The organism is Chryseobacterium formosum (assembly GCF_026460885.1).
GTDB lineage: Bacteria > Bacteroidota > Bacteroidia > Flavobacteriales > Weeksellaceae > Chryseobacterium > Chryseobacterium formosus.
Map to the genome: position 1 here is coordinate 41069 of NZ_JAOVZW010000023.1, position 20437 is coordinate 61505.

At 32.3% G+C, this 20437-nt stretch carries 21 protein-coding genes and 1 tRNA gene; 12 read left to right on the forward strand and 10 right to left on the reverse strand.

Annotated features, from left to right (window positions below; genetic code table 11):
• Positions 1 to 211: 211 nt before the first annotated feature.
• The 6 genes from OF897_RS17575 to OF897_RS17600 all read left to right on the forward strand — a co-directional run bounded on the left by OF897_RS17575 (position 212) and on the right by OF897_RS17600 (position 6719).
• On the forward strand, positions 212 to 706 hold the full coding sequence (locus OF897_RS17575; protein ID WP_267266981.1) for a DUF2975 domain-containing protein: 495 nt from the start codon (positions 212 to 214) through the stop codon (positions 704 to 706).
• A gap of 3 nt (positions 707 to 709) precedes the next feature.
• Entirely contained in the window at positions 710 to 916 is a 207-nt protein-coding gene (locus OF897_RS17580) for a helix-turn-helix domain-containing protein (protein ID WP_267266982.1), read from the forward strand.
• 129 nt (positions 917 to 1045) lie between these two features.
• On the forward strand, positions 1046 to 3226 hold the full coding sequence (locus OF897_RS17585; protein ID WP_267266983.1) for a S41 family peptidase: 2181 nt from the start codon (positions 1046 to 1048) through the stop codon (positions 3224 to 3226).
• A gap of 58 nt (positions 3227 to 3284) precedes the next feature.
• On the forward strand, positions 3285 to 3719 hold the full coding sequence (locus OF897_RS17590; RefSeq protein WP_267266984.1) for an ankyrin repeat domain-containing protein: 435 nt from the start codon (positions 3285 to 3287) through the stop codon (positions 3717 to 3719).
• Positions 3720 to 3862: 143 nt separating this feature from the next.
• Entirely contained in the window at positions 3863 to 5617 is a 1755-nt protein-coding gene (gene aspS, locus OF897_RS17595) for an aspartate--tRNA ligase (protein WP_267266985.1), read from the forward strand.
• 43 nt (positions 5618 to 5660) lie between these two features.
• Positions 5661 to 6719 (forward strand): hypothetical protein, encoded by a 1059-nt coding sequence (locus OF897_RS17600; protein WP_267266986.1) that lies wholly within the window; start codon positions 5661 to 5663, stop codon positions 6717 to 6719.
• Between the two features lie 105 nt (positions 6720 to 6824).
• On the opposite strand, the gene OF897_RS17605 is transcribed toward OF897_RS17600, so the two are convergent.
• The gene (locus OF897_RS17605; RefSeq protein WP_267266987.1) at positions 6825 to 7598 is read right to left on the reverse strand and encodes a hypothetical protein; all 774 of its coding nucleotides are present in this window, start codon (positions 7596 to 7598) and stop codon (positions 6825 to 6827) included.
• 84 nt (positions 7599 to 7682) lie between these two features.
• Here OF897_RS17605 and ku point away from each other — a divergent pair, with 84 nt between their 5' ends.
• The 4 genes from ku (at position 7683) to OF897_RS17625 (ending at position 11570) form a co-directional block, all read left to right on the forward strand.
• Positions 7683 to 8468, forward strand: coding sequence for a non-homologous end joining protein Ku (ku, locus tag OF897_RS17610; RefSeq protein ID WP_267266988.1), 786 nt, complete (start codon positions 7683 to 7685; stop codon positions 8466 to 8468).
• Positions 8469 to 8470: 2 nt separating this feature from the next.
• On the forward strand, positions 8471 to 9073 hold the full coding sequence (locus OF897_RS17615; protein WP_267266989.1) for a DNA polymerase ligase N-terminal domain-containing protein: 603 nt from the start codon (positions 8471 to 8473) through the stop codon (positions 9071 to 9073).
• 77 nt (positions 9074 to 9150) lie between these two features.
• Positions 9151 to 11007: a DNA ligase D gene (ligD, locus tag OF897_RS17620; protein ID WP_267266990.1), complete on the forward strand. Its 1857-nt coding sequence runs from the start codon at positions 9151 to 9153 to the stop codon at positions 11005 to 11007.
• A 29-nt stretch (positions 11008 to 11036) separates the two neighbouring features.
• Positions 11037 to 11570, forward strand: a complete 534-nt coding sequence (locus OF897_RS17625; protein ID WP_267266991.1) for a hypothetical protein — start codon at positions 11037 to 11039, stop codon at positions 11568 to 11570.
• On the opposite strand, the gene OF897_RS17630 is transcribed toward OF897_RS17625, so the two are convergent.
• The 4 genes from OF897_RS17630 to OF897_RS17645 form a co-directional block, all read right to left on the reverse strand.
• Entirely contained in the window at positions 11571 to 12296 is a 726-nt protein-coding gene (locus tag OF897_RS17630; protein ID WP_267266992.1) for an SDR family NAD(P)-dependent oxidoreductase, read from the reverse strand. It abuts the gene before it with no gap.
• Positions 12297 to 12528: 232 nt separating this feature from the next.
• Complete coding sequence (yajC, locus tag OF897_RS17635; protein ID WP_267266993.1) at positions 12529 to 12885, reverse strand: preprotein translocase subunit YajC; 357 nt, start codon at positions 12883 to 12885, stop codon at positions 12529 to 12531.
• Between the two features lie 10 nt (positions 12886 to 12895).
• Positions 12896 to 13414: a DUF1573 domain-containing protein gene (locus OF897_RS17640; RefSeq protein WP_267266994.1), complete on the reverse strand. Its 519-nt coding sequence runs from the start codon at positions 13412 to 13414 to the stop codon at positions 12896 to 12898.
• Between the two features lie 12 nt (positions 13415 to 13426).
• Positions 13427 to 14332, reverse strand: a complete 906-nt coding sequence (locus tag OF897_RS17645; RefSeq protein ID WP_267266995.1) for a transcription antitermination protein NusB — start codon at positions 14330 to 14332, stop codon at positions 13427 to 13429.
• Between the two features lie 90 nt (positions 14333 to 14422).
• Here OF897_RS17645 and OF897_RS17650 point away from each other — a divergent pair, with 90 nt between their 5' ends.
• Positions 14423 to 16084, forward strand: a complete 1662-nt coding sequence (locus OF897_RS17650) for an ABC transporter ATP-binding protein (RefSeq protein WP_267266996.1) — start codon at positions 14423 to 14425, stop codon at positions 16082 to 16084.
• 99 nt (positions 16085 to 16183) lie between these two features.
• On the forward strand, positions 16184 to 16519 hold the full coding sequence (locus OF897_RS17655) for a DUF3276 family protein (RefSeq protein ID WP_029295477.1): 336 nt from the start codon (positions 16184 to 16186) through the stop codon (positions 16517 to 16519).
• A gap of 141 nt (positions 16520 to 16660) precedes the next feature.
• Here the strand turns inward: OF897_RS17655 and OF897_RS17660 are convergent.
• The 5 genes from OF897_RS17660 to OF897_RS17680 form a co-directional block, all read right to left on the reverse strand.
• Positions 16661 to 16736 (reverse strand) — tRNA-His (locus OF897_RS17660).
• 35 nt (positions 16737 to 16771) lie between these two features.
• Positions 16772 to 17491: a bacillithiol biosynthesis deacetylase BshB1 gene (bshB1, locus tag OF897_RS17665; RefSeq protein WP_267266997.1), complete on the reverse strand. Its 720-nt coding sequence runs from the start codon at positions 17489 to 17491 to the stop codon at positions 16772 to 16774.
• A 131-nt stretch (positions 17492 to 17622) separates the two neighbouring features.
• A complete protein-coding gene (locus tag OF897_RS17670) occupies positions 17623 to 19269 on the reverse strand; it encodes a tetratricopeptide repeat protein (RefSeq protein WP_267266998.1) in 1647 nt (548 codons plus the stop codon).
• 104 nt (positions 19270 to 19373) lie between these two features.
• Positions 19374 to 20246 carry a PstS family phosphate ABC transporter substrate-binding protein gene (locus OF897_RS17675; RefSeq protein ID WP_267266999.1) on the reverse strand — a complete coding sequence of 291 codons (873 nt, stop codon included), beginning with the start codon at positions 20244 to 20246 and terminating at the stop codon, positions 19374 to 19376.
• The gene (locus OF897_RS17680; RefSeq protein WP_267267000.1) at positions 20236 to 20424 is read right to left on the reverse strand and encodes a DUF308 domain-containing protein; all 189 of its coding nucleotides are present in this window, start codon (positions 20422 to 20424) and stop codon (positions 20236 to 20238) included. Before OF897_RS17680 ends, OF897_RS17675 begins: the two co-directional genes overlap by 11 nt.
• Positions 20425 to 20437: the final 13 nt, after the last annotated feature.

Below are 20437 nucleotides of genomic sequence, written 5' to 3' on the forward strand. Positions count from 1 at the left end.
TACCGAAGTTTATGCTTCGGTATTTTTTTATAATTAAATTAAAAATATTTTAAAATTTTAATAATTAATTATCGTAAAACAATAATTAATTATATATTTGCAATAATAAAATATTACAACAATGAAATTACTCGGACCAAAATCTATCTCTACAGGATTATCTTATTTATTTCTTTTCCTGTTTATCTTTTTGATATTACACACAATTTACATGACTTTTTTATTTGGAGTTAGCTACTATAATTATACTTACTCTGAACATCTTTTACCCGAAGTCATTGAGATGGGAAAATCAAAAGGAAATTATTCGCCTCAGTTTGATATTTATTTTATCTTTAAATATCCATTTTCTAATCAACAAATGATGATGGGATTTTTCACAAAACAAACTGTACTGTTCCATTCTTTTCAAAATATATTCTTCTGTTTATTTTTCTTCTTTTTACATAAAATTTTTAATCACCTAACAAATCATAAGCTTTTCACAGAAAAAATAATACAGCAACTGAAAATATTTTCGATTATTAATATTCTTTATGCCCCTCTATATTTTTTCATTTGGCTTTATCTTTTTAACGCTCATTTAGATAGCTCTATGCTCATTACTTGTTTTATCTTCTTCTTTTTAGGAATTACAATGTATTTTACTTCCGCATTTTTCAAAAGAGGATATCAATTACAATCTGAAAACGATTTAACAATATAACTTATGCCAATAATAATCAACGTAGACGTCATGTTGGCGAAAAGAAAAATGCAGTCTCAGGAACTTGCAGAGAAAATAGGAATTACGCAAGCTAACCTTTCCATCCTAAAAACCGGAAAAGCAAAAGCTTTAAAGCTTTCAACGCTAGAAGCAATCTGCAAAATTCTCGATTGTCAACCAGGAGATCTTTTAGAATACGTAAAAAATTAAGATTTCTTAAGAATTTTACTTCTAAGATTCTGTTAAATTCAAATATCAATTTACCAAACTATCTTAAAACACAGTCCTTTTGTAGATTCAAAAGGATACAGCTCACTACATTTGGAAAAATTTAATACTATGAAAAAATATTTCTTGCTTACCTCATTATTTCTTGCCTTACATTCTTTTGCCCAACAAAAAATTGAAAATCTAAATTTTGAAAGTTTTGATAAAGAACTTCCCACTCATTGGACGACATTTGGTGAAAGCTCAGCAACAATAACTGCAGATTCTCAAATAAAACAAGAAGGAAAAACTTCGGTTCTATTCAATGCGACAGAAAATTCAGGGTTTAAAGCATTGATGTACAAACTTCCTGAAAATTACGCAGGTAAAAAAATAACACTTTCAGGTTACATCAAAACAGAAAACGTTTCTGATGGATTTGCTGGTCTTTGGCTGAGAATTGATCCTGATGTAGCTTTTGACAACATGAAAAAAACAGGTTTGAAAGGAACCAATGACTGGAAAAAGTACGAAGTCACACTCAATATGTCACCAGAAAACACAGATAAAATTGTTTTGGGAGCATTATTGGTCGGAAAAGGAAAAATGTGGGTTGATAATCTTACGGTTTCTATTGACGGAAAAGAGATTAAAAATGCAAAAGTTTTTCAGAAAAAATTGACTAAAGTTGAACTGGATAAAGAGTTTGATCTTGGTTCAAAAATTTTAAACATCAATCTTGAAAAAGAAAATGTGGATTATCTTACAAAACTCGGGCTTATTTGGGGCTATCTGAAATATTATCATCCAAGTGTTGCGGAATGCAATTACAATTGGGATTATGAGCTTTTCAGAATATATGGAAAAACAAGAAATGTTTCGGCAAATCAAAGGGATGCAATTCTTGTACAATGGATTAAAGATTTAGGTAAATATCAAACCGTAAAAAATACTGAACCTGAAAATGTAAAATTTAAACCAGATTTAGATTGGATTACAAACTCCGGTTTTTCCAAAGAACTTTCGCAGGAACTTTCAAACTTGAAAAATGCTAAAAGGCCGCGTGAAAACTATTATGTAGACTTTTTTCCGAGTGTAGGAAATCCCGATTTTAAAAATGAAAATGCTTACCGCAAAATGACTTATCCAGACGAAGGTTTCCGTTTGCTTTCGCTTTACAGATATTGGAATATGATTCAGTATTATTTCCCTTATAAAAATCTTATTGAGGAAGACTGGAAAGGCGTATTGAAGGAATTTGTTCCAAAATTCATCAATGCAAAGGATGAAAAAGAATATGCCTTGGCTTCTTTGGAAATTATCGGACGAGTAAAAGACAGTCATGCCAACATCATTAATTATAATAAAAAAACATACGAGTTTTTCGGGAAAAGATATCCCGCTTTTGAGTTAAATTTTGTAGAAAACAAAGCTGTAGTTGATGATTTTTATAATGAAAGTCTTACTAAAGAAGCCGGAATTCAGATTGGAGATGTGATTACAGAAATTAACGGAATAAAAACAGAAGATTTTGTAAACAGTCTGCTGAAATATATTCCAGGTTCCAATTACGCCACTCAATTGAGAGATGTTGCAGGAAATCTTTTAAGAAGTAATGACGAAACCATTAAAATAAAATTGATAAGAAACGGAAAAACAGAAGAGAAGACCATTAAAACTTATACTCCAACTGAATTAAATTTTAAAAGAGATAAGAAAGAATTTTTCAAAATGCTCGATAATAATACTGCTTATTTCTATATGGGAAGTGTAAAAGCCGATGATCTTCCAGCTATTTTTGAGAAAATTAAAGATACTAAAGGGTTGGTTGTAGATTTCAGAAGTTATCCTTCAGATTTTGTTGTATTCAAAATGGGTAAATTATTAAAGGTCGATCCTTCTGCTTTTGTTAAGTTCACACATACAAAAAATTATCAACCTGGACTTTTCACATTCTCTTCAAATTTAGAAGTTCCTGGTTCCGGAAAGAATTCTTACAAAGGAAAAATCGCTATTTTAATTAATGAAACAACTCAAAGTAGCGCAGAATACCATACAATGGCTTTCAGAACAGCTCCGAATGCAAAAGTTTTTGGTTCTCAAACTGCAGGAGCCGACGGAAATGTTTCAGAATTTGTGCTTCCCGGAAATATTAAAACTCAAATCAGCGGAATCGGAATTTATTATCCCGACGGAAAAGAAACCCAAAGAATAGGAATTATTCCCGATGAAGAAGTAAAACCAACAATTGAAGGCATAAAAAACAGCAAAGACGAAGTTTTGGAAAAAGCAACGAAATGGATTAATAATTAGCAACATGTATCAAAAAAATTAATTAACTTTGTATATTGTTTAGATAAAATTAAGATTTATGAAAAAAATAATTACTACTACTCTATTATTTGGAATTGCTATTTTTGGCAACACTCTTTTTGCTCAGGATATGTCGAAAGACCAAATGAGAATTTTCCAAACAGATAAATTGGAAGACGTGAAGAAGGTATTCACGAAAGATGAGTTTACAAAATGTTTTCAGATTAAAGAAACATCATTTAATCTTTTTACTCTAAGTGCACTATACGAAAGAAAAAATGTGATGAATTATCTTCTTTCCAATAAAGTTGATGTTAACAAATCTTGTAGCGATATGACTCCGCTAATGTACACCGCGATGTATGGTTTAACAGATACGGCAAAAGTTTTGCTTAAAAATGGAGCAAAGAAAGATATCAAAGATAAGAATGGTAAAACAGCAAAAGATTACGCTGTAGAATACAAACATACAGCAACTGCTGCAATTCTTTAGAAAAATTTCAAAAATAATATTTAAAACTTCCTTCGGGGAGTTTTTTTTGTTTTAAAAACTTTCAAAAACCTTATCTTTGCCAACGAAAAATTAGCCTCATAAAAGTCTAATATCTAACGTCTAATATCTAACATCTAAAAACAATGTTTCGATCGCACACAAACGGAGAATTATCTCTGAAAAATCTTAATGAAGAAGTTACACTATCAGGATGGGTACAAACGATCCGTGATAAAGGATTTATGATTTGGATAGATTTACGAGATCGTTACGGAATTACTCAGTTGGTTTTCGACCAAGACCGTTCTACAGCGGAATTGATGGAAAATGCAAAAAAATTGGGACGTGAATTCGTTATTCAGGTTACAGGACGCGTGATCGAAAGAGTCAGCAAAAACCCCAATATTCCAACTGGGGAAATTGAAATTTTAGTTGAAAAATTAGAAGTTCTTAATGAATCTCAACTTCCGCCTTTCACGATTGAAGATGAAACAGACGGAGGTGAAGAATTAAGAATGAAATACCGTTATCTGGATATCAGAAGAGCTCCGGTAAGAGATAAATTGATCTTCCGTCACAAAATGGCGCAGAAAGTGAGAAATTATCTTTCAGACGAAGGATTTATCGAGGTTGAAACTCCGGTTTTAATCAAATCTACTCCAGAAGGAGCGAGAGATTTCGTTGTACCGAGCAGAATGAATCCGGGACAATTCTATGCATTGCCACAATCTCCACAGACTTTCAAACAATTGTTGATGGTGGGTGGAATGGATAAATATTTCCAAATCGTGAAATGTTTCCGTGATGAAGATTTAAGAGCAGACAGACAGCCGGAATTCACACAAATCGATTGTGAAATGGCTTTCGTAGAGCAGGAAGATGTGATGAATGTTTTTGAAGGAATGACGAAAACTTTGATCAAAGATATTACAGGTCAGGAATTCGGAGCGTTCCCAAGAATGACTTTCGCCGATGCGATGCAGAAATACGGAAACGATAAACCGGATATCCGTTTCGGAATGGAATTCGTTGAGTTGAATGAATTAGTTAAAGGAAAAGATTTCAAAATATTTGATGACGCTGAATTGGTTGTCGGAATCAATGTTGAAGGATGTGCAGATTATACAAGAAAGCAAATCGACGAGCTTGTTGATTGGGTGAAAAGACCACAGATCGGAGCATCAGGAATGGTTTGGGCTAAATTCCAGAATGATGGAGTGAAAACTTCTTCTGTGAATAAATTTTACAACGAAGAAGATTTAGCGAAAATCATCGAGAAATTCGGAGCAAAAGAAGGCGATTTAATGTTAATTCTTTCTGGAAACGAACACAAAGTAAGAACTCAGCTTTCCGCCTTAAGAATGGAACTTGGAAACCGTTTGGGATTAAGAAAAGGCGACGTTTTCGCACCACTTTGGGTTGTTGACTTCCCCTTATTGGAATTTGACGAAGAAAGCGGACGTTACCACGCAATGCACCACCCTTTCACTTCACCAAAACCTGAAGATATTCACTTATTGGAAACAGATCCGGGAAAAGCAAGAGCCAACGCCTACGATATGGTCTTGAACGGAAACGAAATCGGTGGAGGTTCTATCAGAATTTTTGATAAAGATTTACAGTCAAGAATGTTTGACCTTTTAGGATTCTCAAAAGAAGAAGCAGAAGCTCAGTTCGGATTCTTAATGAATGCCTTCAAATACGGAGCACCGCCTCACGGTGGTTTAGCTTTCGGATTTGACCGTTTGGTAGCAATTCTTGACGGAAATGAAGTGATCAGAGATTATATCGCATTCCCTAAGAATAACTCAGGGCGAGATGTGATGATTGACGCTCCAGCTGCAATTGCCGAAGCACAACTCGATGAATTGGAATTACAATTGAATTTAAAAGCATAAATTTAGAGCGGAGATTTTTTCTCCGCTTTTTTATTTTATTGATATGAAAAAATTAAATTATCTTTTTCTTCTGATAGGATTTTTCAGTTCAGCACAAAATTATATAGTTGAAAATGAAAAATTAAAAGGCAATATAAAATCTATTGATTTGTTTATTATCGAATATAGTAATAAAGAAAAACCTGTTGAACTAAAAACTTTCGATATTACAGGAAGACCTCTCGTTTTAAAAAAATACAATGATGGATATTTCAGAAGTGAAGAACGAAACGAGTACAAACCCAATCAAATTATTACGACGCTTTGTGAACATTGTGGTGATAATTTCGACCAATATTTTTCTAAATTTTCTATTAAAGAAAATCAAAAATATCCTTATTCTGGTTATGCAACAAATGATCCCAGTGTAAGAAATAAAACCTACAAAACCATTGATAAAAAAGGCAATATTGTTTTGGAAAAATATTATACAGAAGAAGGGTACCTGACTTCTATCGCAAAATCTACTTACAATGCTCAATCTAAACTTCTTTCAAGAGAAAGCTATGACGATGAAAATAAATTGCTTTCGAGCACTAAAAGTATTTATAACAAAAGTAATTTAATAACCGAAGAAATAAGTAAAAGTGAAAACCGACCTGTATTAAAAATGAATTATTTCTACGATGATCTGGGAAGAATAACACTTGAAAAACAAAACTATAACAATAGCCTTTACGAAACATCTTATGATTATCTTAAAGAAAAAGACACCGCAAAAATTTTAAGATATTCTGCAAGTCCACCCAAAGATAAAAAACTGTATCAAATTGAATTAACATATCCCAAACAAAAAGGTAAAATAATAGAAAAACAAAATGTGTCTGATAATAAAGTTGGTTACAGAACAGTTTATGAATATGATGAAACCCAAAAACTAGTTGTACAGAAATATTACGATGACAAAAATGAACTTATCAGAGAAGCGCATTATTCTTATGATAAAAATAGTAACTGGAGTGAAATCAATATTTCAGAAACTATAAATTTAATTTATAATAACGATTCTCCTAAAAAAGAGATTCAAAAAAAGAAATACATCCGAAAGATTGAATATTTTTGATTTTAAGGCAATTTTATCTTTTCAGTACGACAAGCAACAATCTATCTTGAAAACAAAAACCGGAGAATATTTCTCCGGTTTTTTTAACTCTTATATAAAATTACTTTACAAATACCCATTCTGTACCAACCAAGCTGTAATTCTTTTTAGAGTAAGAGCATTCGGATCTACAGCAGATGAAAGAAATTTCACTTTATCCTTTTGAGGAATAGAAACCACTTTTCTCACATTATCTTTAGCGCTAAACAGTTCAAAATTCTGAGCATTATTACCACCTGCAAAATTTACTTTAGCAACCAGAATTCCTCCCGGAATAAAAAATTCATAAAAATCTTGTCCGTTTCTATTTCCTGTAGGATTAAAAAATCCAATTTGTTCTCCACCTTGTTCAATAGCTTTTGATTCTTTTAACTCAATTGGCCAACTTTTGTTACGAGAAACCAATGTATAATTTACTGCAGTTCTCGGTGATACACCTTTTGATGCGATAAGTTCGGTAATTTTCGCTTCATTCAAGATATTTCCTTCAACAACGCCTCCTTTACCAATAAGATTTACAAAACCTTTTTCCATACCTAATGTTGATAATTTGAAAATCCCCACTTGATTGGTTGGCAGAAAGGTAAAGCGATAATACATTGTTGTATTGTCATTTTTATCGCCTTCAAACTCAGTACTCAAAACTGCAATGACCAACTTTTTGCCTTCCATTGAGTAAAGGTTAAAATTTTTCGTCAAGCCCAGATTTTGTTTCTGTACTTCTACTTTTCCTATTTTCTGACCATCAACGGTAATAATATTATTCTTGTAATCAACCTTTTGCGCTAAAAGAAAAATATTTATTCCAAGTACGCATAAAAATGTAAAAATTGTTTTCATCTAAAAATTATTTAATTGTGCTCAAATTACAAATAATTTTCCACGGCACAATCATTGTAAGTTTTATCTAAAAAAACAGACAAAATGAAAGCAATTTGGAACGGCGCCATTGGCTTTGGATTAGTCAATATTCCTGTAAAAATCTATTCTGCAACAGAAACAAGCAAGCTCGATTTGGATATGCTTGATAAATCTGATTTTTCTAATATTAAATTTAAAAGAGTTAACGAAAAAACAGGTAAAGAAGTAAAATGGGCAAATATTGTAAAAGGCTTTCTCATAGATGACAAATATGTTGTTTTAGATGAAGATGATTACGCTGCAGCAAGTCCGGAAAAATCTAAAATTCTGTCTATTGAACATTTCGTAAAAGAAGCTGAAGTAGATTCTGTTTATTTTGAAACTCCTTATTTTCTTGAACCACAAAAGAATGGCGAAAATGCCTACAGACTTTTAATCAAAGCTTTACAACAGACAAAAATGGTTGGAATTGGAACTTTTATACTTAGAGACAGTGAAGCCATAGGAATGATTCGACCTTATAATGATGATATTCTGGTTTTAAACCGCCTGAGATTTGATCAGGAAATCAGGGATTACAAGACTTTGAAAATTCCAGCTAAAAAAGCGCCTAAACCAGCTGAATTGAAGATGGCAAAAAATCTTATTCAGCAACTTTCAGAACCGTTTGATCCAAAATTTTATAAAAACGATTATTCTGCAGAACTTTTGAAAATTATCAAGAAAAAAGCGAAAGGAAAATCTGTTAAAGTGAAAAAATCTGAACCTGCAAAACAGGGCAAAGTGATTGATCTGATGGCGCAGCTGAAAGCCAGCTTACAAACTCCAAAATCTAAAAACGCTTCCTGATCATGGCTCTGAAAGATTACAACGACAAAAGGAAATTCGATAAAACATCCGAACCCAAAGGAAAAATAAAAAAAAGCGATGACAAACTCATTTTTGTGATCCAAAGACATGCTGCGTCAAGGCTTCACTACGATTTCCGTCTGGAGATGGAAGGTGTTCTGAAAAGCTGGGCTGTTCCGAAAGGACCATCACTGAATCCTGAAGACAAACGTCTTGCGATGATGGTGGAAGATCACCCCTACGATTATAAAGATTTTGAAGGAAATATTCCTGAAGGAAATTATGGAGCAGGACAAGTTGAGGTTTGGGATAGTGGAACTTATGAGCCTTTAGACGACACGTCTAGACTTTCTGATGAAAAAGAATTATTGAAAGAATTAAAAACCGGTTCTTTAAAATTTATTCTCCACGGAAAAAAATTGAAAGGTGAATTTGCTTTAGTTAAAATGAAAAATGCCGAAAATAATGCCTGGCTTCTCATCAAACACAAAGATAAATTTGCGACTGAAAAATATGATGCTGAAGAAAATACTGCAAAAAACTCTCAGGTTACAAAATTTTTAGAGGAAAAAAAAAGCCTAAAAAGCAGCAAAAAAAAGTCATAACTTCTGAAACCAAACCAAAATTTCAGCGATTTAATTCTTTAGTCGACGAGAAAAAATTAGAAAATTTCATTAAGCCAATGCTTGCAAAACCTTTTGAAAAAGCATTTGATGATGAAGACTGGATTTTTGAAATAAAGTGGGATGGTTATCGTGCTATTGCCGATCTCAGTGAAAAACAGCCATTATTCTACTCCCGAAATGGGATTTCTTTCGTATCTAAGTTTGACAAAATTGCTGACGATTTAGAAAATCAGAAACATAAAATGATTCTCGACGGAGAAATTGTAGCCTACGATGAAAACGGAAAACCAAGTTTTCAACTCTTACAACAAATTGGCGACAACCCTGATTTAGCTCTTACCTATCAGGTTTTTGATTTGCTTTGGCTGAATGGTCATTCTACAGAAGAACTGCCTTTAATTCAGCGAAAAGAATTGCTTAAAGACGCTTTAGTTGAAACTAATCTCATAAAATATTGCGATCATATTAAAGAAACAGGAATTGATTTTTTTGAACAAATGAAAAAAATGGAACTTGAAGGAATGATTGCAAAAAAATCTGACAGCGTTTATAACGAAAACAGCAGAAGTTCAGATTGGCTCAAAATAAAATTTACGAATACAGAGGAAGCAATTATCTGCGGGTTTACGGAACCACGCGGAACAAGAGAAGGTTTTGGAGCTTTAATTTTAGGGAAATATATTGACGGAAAACTAATTTATGCCGGTCATACAGGTACGGGTTTTAACAAAGAATTGATTAATGAAATTCATAACAAACTAAAAAAAATAGTCAGTAAGACTTCTCCGTTTGAAAATGTTCCTAAAACAAATATGCCCGTAACATGGACAAAACCCGAGTTGGTTTGTGAAATTAAATTCTCAGAAATAACGAAAGACGGTATTTTCAGACATCCTGTATTTGTGGTAATTCGGGAAGATAAAAATCCTGAAGATCTTAATCAAAAAACTAAAGAAATGAAAGCTAAAACGTCAACTAAAAAAGCAGAAACGTCCGACAAAGACAAAGAAATTACTCTGAATAAACAAAAAGTAAAACTTACGAATCAAGATAAAATTTACTTTCCGAAAGATGGAATTACAAAAGGAGACGTAATAGAATATTATCAATCTGTTTCAAAATATATTTTGCCTCATTTAAAGAATCGTGCGCTTTCTTTAAACCGTTTTCCAAATGGCATTGAAGAACTTGGATTTTATCAGAAAGACGCAGGCGACAGCGTACCAGATTGGATTAAAACAACAAAGGTTTACTCAGAATCTACCGACAAAAACATCGATTATATTTACTGTAACGACAAAGCGACTTTAGCGTATCTGAATAATTTAGGTTGTATTGACCTTAATCCATGGAATTCTTCTCTACCCGATTTAGAAAATCCCGATTTTTTGGTTTTAGACCTTGATCCGTCGAAAAAAAACACATTTGACGATGTAATTGAAACTGCTCTGCAAGTGAATGAAGTTTTAAAATCAATAAAAATTAAAGGCTATTGCAAAACTTCAGGAAGTACGGGAATTCATATTTACATTCCGATGGGTGGAAAATATGACTTTGATCAAGTAAAAGATTTTGCACATATTCTGATGAAGCAAGTGAACCAAAAATTACCAAAATTGACCACGCTAGAAAGAAGTTTGAAAAAACGTGATGATAAAAAAATCTACCTCGATTATCTTCAAAACCGTTCCGGACAGACTTTAGCAAGCGTTTACAGCATTCGTCCAAAGGAAGGAGCATCTGTTTCAATGCCTTTAGAATGGGAAGAATTGAAAAAAGGATTGAAACCCACGGATTTTAATATTCATAATGCTTTGGAAAGAGTTAAAGGAAAAGGAGATTTGTTTAAACCTGTTTTAGGAAAGGGAATTGATATGATGAAAGCGTTGGAATTGTTGCAGGATGTTGAGTAAATCAATATTTTTACAAAAACTAAATGCATATGGAAAGTTCTTTACAGGTATTTATCAATTTTGATGAAAAAATCACAAAAACGCAACTCGAGAAATACTATTTCTACACTTGGAAAAAGAAATTACCAACCTTACTAAAGAATTTTTTCTTTATCGTTTTATTTTTAAGCATTGTTGATAGTATTTTCAAAAGCGATAGAAGTAGAATTGATTTTTTAAAGTTTCTCGGGATCTTCCTAGTCATTTTCAGCGTTCTCTATCTATTTATTTTCCTGTTAAATAAAGCAAACCACATTTCTAAATTAAACAAACACATAGCTGAAATTAAGGGATTCAACCCTGTTTCAGAACTATACTTTGATGAAAATTCTTTTTACATCAAAAGTGAGCAATATGATATCAGAAGTATTTGGAAATATGTTTCATACGAGGTTTCTGGAAAAACAGTTTATATTACTGTTCAAATGGGAACAACTTTCACGTATATTGTAACCGAGGAAGAGACTAATCAATATAAAAATATAATCGATTTTTTGAAGAAAAAATCTAATCAAAAAAAGTAATTACGGTAACTTCGCCACCAAACCCTCCGGCAAAACTTTCAAAATTAAATAAATGAGTTTCCATTTAAAATTCGGAACAATTGTAAAAGAATTTCCGGCATTGACGATATGTTTTGCAACGTAATCCGGTTCCATAATTAAAGATTCATTTAATTCTAAACCTTCATTAATCTTCGTGCGGATATAACCTATAACCAAAGCATTGACTTTAATATTTCTTGAAGCTAATTCCTGTCTTAAACCAGCTAAATATGTTGTAAAAGCTGCTTTTGTACTTCCATACACGAAATTACTTTTCCTTCCACGAACTCCAGAAAGAGACGATAATCCGATAATTCTTTCTAAATTTTTATTGTTTTTATCCGTCGCAATAATATTCAGAATAGAAACCGCTCCAATATAGTTTACCAACATCATTTGCTGAGTACCTTTAAAATCATTCAACGCCTTTTCATTATCTACTAAAAATCCTGCAGCGTAAACAACAATATGAGGTTTTATAGGAAGTTTGTCATAAAATTTCTTATGAGAATCAAAATCAACCGAATCAAAAGATAAAACCTTCACTTTTGAACCGAAATTATTTTCCTGCACAAATTCATCCAAAGACTTTGTATTTCTGGAGGCAGCAGTTACCGAAAATCCTTTTTCAATATATTGTTTGATGGCTTGTTTGGCAACATCAGAGTTTGCGCCTAGAATGAGAACGGTTTTGTTTTGATTCATTGGGCAAAGATATTTCTTAAACACGAATTTCACGAATCTTTCTCACTAATAACACAAAATTGATTATGCTTTTTTATTTTCATAATGATTATAAATTTATAGCTGAAATAAAAAAGAATCGGCGCGGGGTCCGTTGTTGACCCCGCCGAAAAACAAAAATATTAAAAAAAAAATAGGGGGGGGTTTTACTTTTGGACACCGCGCCGAAACACAATATTATTAAAACTAAAAATTATTTCTTTTCAGTTTCTGTAACTTCTTTTTTGTCAGCTGTAGCTTTGTCACCAAATCTAGTTGCTGTAAATTCTCTTGAAATTGCAGCTTTCTCAAATTTCAATTTCCCTGAAAGTGTTTCAATAACAATTCCATCCTCCTGAATTTGGGCAATTCTTCCGTGAAGACCAGAAGTAAGCACTACTCTGCTTCCCACTTTTAGATCTTCCTGGAATTTTTTCTCCTGCTTCTGCTTTCTCATTTGCGGTCTGATCATCAGGAAATAAAACCCGACAACCATCACTCCCATCATTAATGGCATCATGTAAGGATTATTGCCTTGAGCTGTTGTAGCTTGTAAAAATAATGTTAACATATGTATTTAATTATGGTTGAACATTCGCATTGAATGTTAATTTTACCGGAGCATTTTCTACGTTAGCAAAAACGTCTGCATATTTATTTACAGCACCGTCGAAGTTTGCAGAATCAAAACTCAAAGTAATTTTTCCTTTTTTACCCGGCATAATTGGTTCTTTTGTAAATTCAGGAGCAGTACATCCGCATCCAGGTTTTACTTCAGAAATAATTAATGGGTTTGTACCTGTATTGGTTACTTCGTAAACGTGGTTTACTTTTGATCCTTTTTTGATATTTCCAAAATCGAAATTGCTTTCAGATAATGCAATTGTAGTTGTAGGCTGATTAGATTTCACAGGAGCCGCAACTTCACCACCAACTGCAGCAGGAGTTACCGGTGCAACTGTAGAATCAGTTGAAGGAGCATTTGTAGAATCTACACCAGCAACTGCAGAGTTTTCTGCTGTTTTGTTTTCTTCTTTTTTACAAGAAACTAATCCGAAGCCAATAATAGACAAAGCGATAATTGATAACGTCTTTTTCATATTAAATTATATTTATATTCTATTTAAATCTTTACAATATTTATCTAAAATTCCGTTGATGAATATATTTGATCTGTCAGTAGCAAATACTTTAGCAATCTCGATATATTCATTAATAATAACTCTTGAAGGTGTAAAAGGAAAATTATCAAGCTCGGAAATGGCAGTCGTTAAAATTACTTTATCCATCAATCCTACTCTTTCCAAATCCCAGTTTTCTAAACGCTCAGAAAGTTTTTTCTCATTTCCTTCCCAATTATTTAAGGTATGTCTCAATAATTTGCTTGCGAAAGTTTTATCTTCTTCATCTTTAATCATTTTAATTAAAGTTCTGCTTTCTTCATTTTCTTTCAAGAAACCGATTGTTTTTTGAACCATTGAATTAGCAATATGAATATCATCTGACCAGGTAAGCTCTCTATCACTGATATAATCATGGAAATCATCATTTTCAGCAATATATCTTAAAAATAATTTACCAATAAATTTTTGATCTTCCTCAAAAGAATAACCTTCTTCTTTCATAAAATCCTGATAACGCTTTCCAGCAGTCATTCGTTGGAAAGTTTTCACCAACATATCATCATGCAAATCCCATTTCAAATCCTTATGCTGACCAGAAAAGAATAATCTTTCAGGGTTTTCCTCAAGCTTTTTTAAAACTTGATTATTGATAAATTTTTGATTGGGGTTGACCTCTGAATCAGTTTTAAAGTACTTATTCTTACCAATTTCCATTTGATTTTCTGCAAGATCTTTCAGACCTACCAAAAAATTCAACTGAAAAATATAGAGATTATAGATTTTCTCTATTCCCGAAAACATGTTCTTTTCTAAAACATCGAATTTTATCGGGTTCTGGTAGTACGAATACACACTTTCTACTACTTTTTCACGGATTTGTCTTCTTCCTAACATTCAAAGAGCTTTTTATGGGTGCAAAGATATGAAATTTAAAATTCATGAAATTCTGAGTCTGCTTCAATTTTTGTAATTTTGTGAAAGTTTATGAAAGCACTGAAAACTCTAAACCCTTACTTTTGGAAGCACAAAATATTATTGTTTTGGGGGTTACTATTCATCATCGCCAGTAATTTTTTCAATATATATAAAGTACAGTTTGTAGGAAAATCTGTTGATGAATTGACGAAACATGGAAATCTTGGCTTCAATAAGCAGGTTTTGATCTACGTTGCGATTATTGTCGGCTGTTCACTTCTTACCGGATTTTTCACTTTTATGATGCGACAAACTATTATTGTTGCTTCAAGAAGAATTGAATACGAACTGAAAAATAAAATTTACAGACATTATCAGGAATTATCTTTAACTGATTATAAACAAACGACAATCGGAGATTTAATGAACCGATTAAGCGAAGATATTGTTGCAGTAAGAATGTATTTAGGACCAGGAGTAATGTACGTTGTCAATTTGGTTGTTCTTTTATTGATTACGAGTGTTTATATGCTAAAAACTGACGTATCTATGACAGTTTGGACATTATTACCACTTCCTATTTTATCTTTTATTATATTTAAAGTAAGTTCAATTATCAATAAAAAATCAAAAGTGATGCAGAAAAGTCAGTCTGCAATTTCCACTTTTGTACAGGATAGTTTTTCAGGAATCAGAGTGGTAAAATATTTTGCGAAAGAAAAATACATTCAAAAAAATTACGGAATCAAAGTTAGCGATTATCAGGACAAAGCTTTAGATTTAGCAAAAACTGAAGCCTATTTCTTTACGATTATTTTATTCGTAATCGGATTATTGAATGTTGCCGTTATTTTAATTGGTGGACAAAAATATATTGCAGGAGAACTTACAGTTGGTAAAATTGCTGATTTCTTTATGTACATCAACATTTTGATTTGGCCGTTTTCAATGGTAGGCTGGGTAACTTCAATCAACCAAAGAGCGGAAGCTTCGATGCAGAGAATCAATGAGTTTATGGAAAAACAATCAGAGATTTATAATAAAAACTTTGAAAACTATCTTATTAAAGGAGATATTGAGTTCAGAAACGTTTCTTACGTTTATCCAAATACAGGAATTAAAGCTTTAGATAATTTAAGTTTTAAAATTGAAGCCGGAAAATCTTTAGCTATCATGGGGAAAACCGGAAGTGGGAAATCTACTATCGCTTTACTTCTATGCAGATTAATTGACCCTTCTGAAGGCGAAATTTTAATTGACGGTAAAAATTTAAAGGAACATAATTTAGAAAATTATAGAAATTTCATAGGATATATTCCTCAGGAAAGTTATCTTTTTTCAGATTCTATAGAACATAATATTGGCTTTTCTATTGATAACCCAACTCATGAAAAAGTGGTTGAATATTCTAAAATTGCAGATGTTCACAAAAACATTATTGAGTTTAAAGATCAGTACAAAACACTTGTTGGCGAACGTGGAGTAATGCTTTCGGGAGGTCAGAAACAAAGAATTTGTATCGCAAGAGCCTTAATTAAGAACCCAAACATCATTATTTTTGATGATTCGCTTTCCGCTTTAGATACAGAAACCGAGCAAAATATCCTTGAAAATATCGACACAAAAATAGATAATGCAACATCTATAATTATCACACACAGAGAGTCTAGCGCTCAAAGAGCCGATAAAATCCTTAATCTTAGCGAAATTACCAATTCTGCAACTGCTTAGCCAAAACATTTTGAATTGTTAAATAAATCATAAAAAAAACTTTGTGATTAAAAGAAATATTTTATATTTGTTCTTAACAAGATTAAAAAATATCTAATAATGAGTGAATACAAGGAACGCCATGAAAATGAAATTTTCACTAAGGTGTTAAAAGCGGGGAGAAGAACTTATTTCTTTGATGTGCGCGAGACGAAAGCAGGAGATTATTATCTTACGATTACCGAAAGCAAAAAGAATTTCGGAGAGAATGGAGAGGCCACATTCGAGAAACATAAAATTTATCTTTATAAAGAAGATTTTAAGAGTTTTCAGGAGATGTTTAATGAGTCCACAGATTTCATCATTAATGAAAAGGGTGAGGATGTTATTTCAGAAAAGCATGATAAAGACTTCAAAAGCAGAACTTACACCATTGATTCTGACGACGAAGTTTAACTAAAAAGAATTTCTAAAAACACAAGCATCTTGAGAAAAGGATGCTTTTTTTATGTTTGAATTTAAATAAATCTCAATAATTTTTATCAACATTATTGCATAAAAAAACACATTTTCAATGAAGAAAATGTGTTCAAATGTGGGTGAATGAGGGGTCTCGAACCCCCGACCTCCGGAACCACAATCCGGCGCTCTAACCAACTGAGCTACAATCACCGTTTTGGTGGTGCAAATATAAGAAAGAATTTTTAATTACAAAATAATTCCGTCAAAATTTTTCAAAGCAAGTAATTTTTCTGTGGTAAAGCCTTCTGCATAGGCAACTCCAGATAATCTTCCCAGATCTTGAGCTCGATATGTCAAGCTTTCATAAAAGTCTTTTGATGTAATTGGAGTTTCTGGTTCTGTCGATTTTGGATCATAAAATTGAGTTTTAAATGCCATACAAGCTTCCAGTTTTTTCTCTAAATGTTCTGAAATATCAATTACAAATTCCGGCTCAACATTTTTCCATTGAATATAGTGGAAAATTTGTTTTGGTCTCCAAACTTCTTGAATTTCTCCATCAATTGTGGTTTCAATTTTTCTTAAACCAGATAAAAAGCACGCATCTGATACTAATTTCGCAGCTTTTGCATGATCTGGATGTCTATCATCAATTGCATTGGCTAAGACGATTTCCGGGCGGTATTTGCGGATCATTTTTACGATCTCCATTTGATATTCTTCAGAATTGACTAAAAAACCATCTTTTAATCCTAAATTTTCTCTTGCAGCAACTCCTAGAATTTTTGCCGACTCAGTTGCTTCTTCTTTTCTCGTAACATCAGTTCCTCGAGTTCCTAATTCACCTTTTGTTAAATCAACAATAACGCAGGTTTTTCCCTCTGAAATTAATTTAGCAATTGTTCCGCCACATCCTAATTCTACATCGTCGGGATGAGCACCAAAAGCAAGTATATCTGTTTTCATTTATCTAAAATTTTGTAAACACTCAAATTAAAATGAGTGTCAATATCTTTTTTTCAAAGGTAAGATTTAAAACAAAAACTTCCCAAACATTACGAATGGGAAGTTTTTATAGTTATAATTTAAATTTTAAATTACTTATTGATTTCTGTATTTAATTTTACAGCGTCCTGATAAGTAGGATCTAACTGTAAAGATTTCGCAACATAGTCTTTAGCTTTAGCCAAATCTTTATCTTTTTCAAGATAAGCTACTGCAAAATATGCATATGCTAAAGTTTGCTTATTAGCTTCAACATCTGCCGGTTTTACAGTTGAAATAAACTTCTCATAAGAAATTTTTGCTGCATCATTATTACCTCCTTGTTGGTGTGCATAACCCTGGCTGTAATAAGCAGGAGCCCAATCTGGAAGCAAACCACTCATCTTTTGCCAAGTTAACACAGCTCCATTCCAGTTTTTAGCATCCTGATAAGCATTTGCTAATTTATACAATGCATCAGAATCTTGAGGGTTTGCCGCAACTTGTTTTTTCAAAGCTTCAATTGCCGGGTTAGTTGGTCCTGCATCTACTGAAGCCTGAGAAGCTCCTCCTCCATTTATTTTAGCCAACTCCATATCCCATTTCAAAGTTTCATCTTTAGCTCCTTTTGCAATGGCAATTTTTTGTTGAGATTCTGTTTGCAAAGCTGATTTTTTAGCTGCGTCAGTTTCAGTTTTAGCTAAACCTGCAGCAATTAATCCCATCAAACCTTGATCAGCAGGTTGAACTCTTGATTTTTCTGCCTGAGATACAAAAGTATCCATATTTTGTTTTGCTTCTGCATATTTTCCATCAGCATAATTTACGTAAGCTCTCAATTTAAATTTGATAGGATCGTTGATTTTATCAAAAATCTTATCTAAAATAGCTTTAGAATTAGCGTAATCTTCATTAGTAAAATACAATTTAGCAATCTCTAACTGTGTGTAAGGATCTTCATCAGCATATTTTGTATAGTTGATCAAATCCTGAGTTGCCTTAGCATTTTCCTGATACTTAATATTATAAGCAGCTATAGCTTTATAAGCCGGTGCATAAGTAGCATCTGTAGCAACTGCCTTGTCTAAACTCGTTTTAGCTTGTTGCCATTGTTGAGCAGCCATCCAAAGCGTACCAATTCTTGTAAGAACTGAAGCTTTATTTTTAGCTAAAGGCAAAGCTTTATCATAAGCTGACATTGCGTCTCCAGGAACTCTTTTTAACCTGTAAGCGTCCCCTAAAGTATAATAGTAATAAGCCGGAACTTCTTTTTTAGAAGCTCTTTCAATAGCTTTATTCAAAAACTGAATTGCTAAATCTGGAGAGTTATTTTTCTCAAATAAAGTTAATGCTTCGGCAGCTCTATATTGAACTTCGGCATCTTTTTCTTTAGAATCAGCAATTTTTTGAATTTCTGCAATCGCAGACTTATCTCCTTTTCCTAATTTAACCGCTGCTAAACCGATTTGGTTTAAATAACTTTTCTTATCAGCAGCTAAACCTTTATTGAAGTTTTCTGTAGCTGCAGCAAAATCAGGCTCTGCCTGTCTTAAGAAAGTATTTCCTAAGTAAAAATAGTTTTCTGCTGTAGGTTCTTTTGCGATCATTGCAGAGAAATTGGTTTTTGCAGCAGCGAATTTATCACTATCAATACTGTTTATACCGTCTTGCAATGTTTGTGCAAAAGCAAAATTGGTAAAAAATACCACTGATGCTCCTAAAGCAATCTTCTTTACATTCATAATCATTATATCTTTCATTATTATTTTAAACTTTTTCTATTTTAAAAAACCGAATTAGAATTACACAATTTTCAGACCAAAATAATATATTTAAATTGTATAAAAGCTAATATTAAGATTTTTTAACGCATTTGAACTTCACGTTTATAGATATTATAAGGTTGCAATCCCTCTTTCTCAACAATCATCTGACCTAATTGCGTACAAGAATATCTGATAAAACCGTTGGCAATGTTAAAATTACCTTCATTTGTTAAGAAATAAAGAACTCTTGTGAAAGGATATTTCATTTCACTAAGACCATTAAAATCCGGAGAAAATGATTTACCATTATTTACCACAGGAAGAATCTTAATCATGTCTCTCAATTTCTGAGCTTCTTTATCATAAGGTCTGCTAATTGTGTTTAAACCAATTACCCCGATTTTATTTGGATATTTATTTAATTCTTCAATAACATTAATACTTCCAGGAATAATAGAAAACTTAAGATCTTTTGGTTGTTTTTTAAGCTTTTGAGCAACAAAATTCAAATTACTTGAATTTGTTCCGTCGAAAACAAAATTTTTATCTTCTGACTGTAATCCTGCAGTAATCTCTTCCATTGTAATGCTTGATTTCTCAGAATCTTTGGGAACAAAGAACACAACAGCATCTGCTGCAAACTTGGCAGGAATGATTTTTAAATCTACTTTATCTTCATAAGCCTTAATTTCTTCAGGAGATAATTCTTTAGACATTACAGAAATCCTAACCTTATCATTCAATAAATCAAGAAAACCTAAATCCTCTTTATTGGTAACTACTTTAATTTTAGTCTCGGGATAACTAATCATATACCCTTCTACCAAAGCATCAGTTACACTTTTAAAAGACTCATCCGTTGAAATTGTCATTTCTCCTTTATTGTAGGAAACTTTTGATTCTGTTTTTTTTGAACAACTGACAATAAATAAAACAGATAAAATGAACAATGATTTAATACTATTCTTCATCTTCTTCGGTGCTTCTAAATTTAGAAATTGCTCTCCAGATTCTGAAAATTCCGTATAGAATTAATACAGCTCCTAATGAATAAGCATAAATAGGCTCGAGGAATTTATAAATCATCATTACGATTCCTAAGACAACGTAACAGATTCCTGCGACTAACGATAACCAATTGAACATCATACAACAAAAATAT

Coding starts and splice junctions, on each gene's coding strand:
- OF897_RS17575 (WP_267266981.1), top strand. CDS start 212: ATGACTTTTTTATTTGGAGTTAGCTACTATAATTATACTTACTCTGAA.
- OF897_RS17580 (WP_267266982.1), top strand. CDS start 710: ATGCCAATAATAATCAACGTAGACGTCATGTTGGCGAAAAGAAAAATG.
- OF897_RS17585 (WP_267266983.1), top strand. CDS start 1,046: ATGAAAAAATATTTCTTGCTTACCTCATTATTTCTTGCCTTACATTCT.
- OF897_RS17590 (WP_267266984.1), top strand. CDS start 3,285: ATGAAAAAAATAATTACTACTACTCTATTATTTGGAATTGCTATTTTT.
- aspS (WP_267266985.1), top strand. CDS start 3,863: ATGTTTCGATCGCACACAAACGGAGAATTATCTCTGAAAAATCTTAAT.
- OF897_RS17600 (WP_267266986.1), top strand. CDS start 5,661: ATGAAAAAATTAAATTATCTTTTTCTTCTGATAGGATTTTTCAGTTCA.
- OF897_RS17605 (WP_267266987.1), bottom strand. CDS start 7,598: ATGAAAACAATTTTTACATTTTTATGCGTACTTGGAATAAATATTTTT.
- ku (WP_267266988.1), top strand. CDS start 7,683: ATGAAAGCAATTTGGAACGGCGCCATTGGCTTTGGATTAGTCAATATT.
- OF897_RS17615 (WP_267266989.1), top strand. CDS start 8,471: ATGGCTCTGAAAGATTACAACGACAAAAGGAAATTCGATAAAACATCC.
- ligD (WP_267266990.1), top strand. CDS start 9,151: ATGCTTGCAAAACCTTTTGAAAAAGCATTTGATGATGAAGACTGGATT.
- OF897_RS17625 (WP_267266991.1), top strand. CDS start 11,037: ATGGAAAGTTCTTTACAGGTATTTATCAATTTTGATGAAAAAATCACA.
- OF897_RS17630 (WP_267266992.1), bottom strand. CDS start 12,296: ATGAATCAAAACAAAACCGTTCTCATTCTAGGCGCAAACTCTGATGTT.
- yajC (WP_267266993.1), bottom strand. CDS start 12,885: ATGTTAACATTATTTTTACAAGCTACAACAGCTCAAGGCAATAATCCT.
- OF897_RS17640 (WP_267266994.1), bottom strand. CDS start 13,414: ATGAAAAAGACGTTATCAATTATCGCTTTGTCTATTATTGGCTTCGGA.
- OF897_RS17645 (WP_267266995.1), bottom strand. CDS start 14,332: ATGTTAGGAAGAAGACAAATCCGTGAAAAAGTAGTAGAAAGTGTGTAT.
- OF897_RS17650 (WP_267266996.1), top strand. CDS start 14,423: ATGAAAGCACTGAAAACTCTAAACCCTTACTTTTGGAAGCACAAAATA.
- OF897_RS17655 (WP_029295477.1), top strand. CDS start 16,184: ATGAGTGAATACAAGGAACGCCATGAAAATGAAATTTTCACTAAGGTG.
- bshB1 (WP_267266997.1), bottom strand. CDS start 17,491: ATGAAAACAGATATACTTGCTTTTGGTGCTCATCCCGACGATGTAGAA.
- OF897_RS17670 (WP_267266998.1), bottom strand. CDS start 19,269: ATGAAAGATATAATGATTATGAATGTAAAGAAGATTGCTTTAGGAGCA.
- OF897_RS17675 (WP_267266999.1), bottom strand. CDS start 20,246: ATGAAGAATAGTATTAAATCATTGTTCATTTTATCTGTTTTATTTATT.
- OF897_RS17680 (WP_267267000.1), bottom strand. CDS start 20,424: ATGATGTTCAATTGGTTATCGTTAGTCGCAGGAATCTGTTACGTTGTC.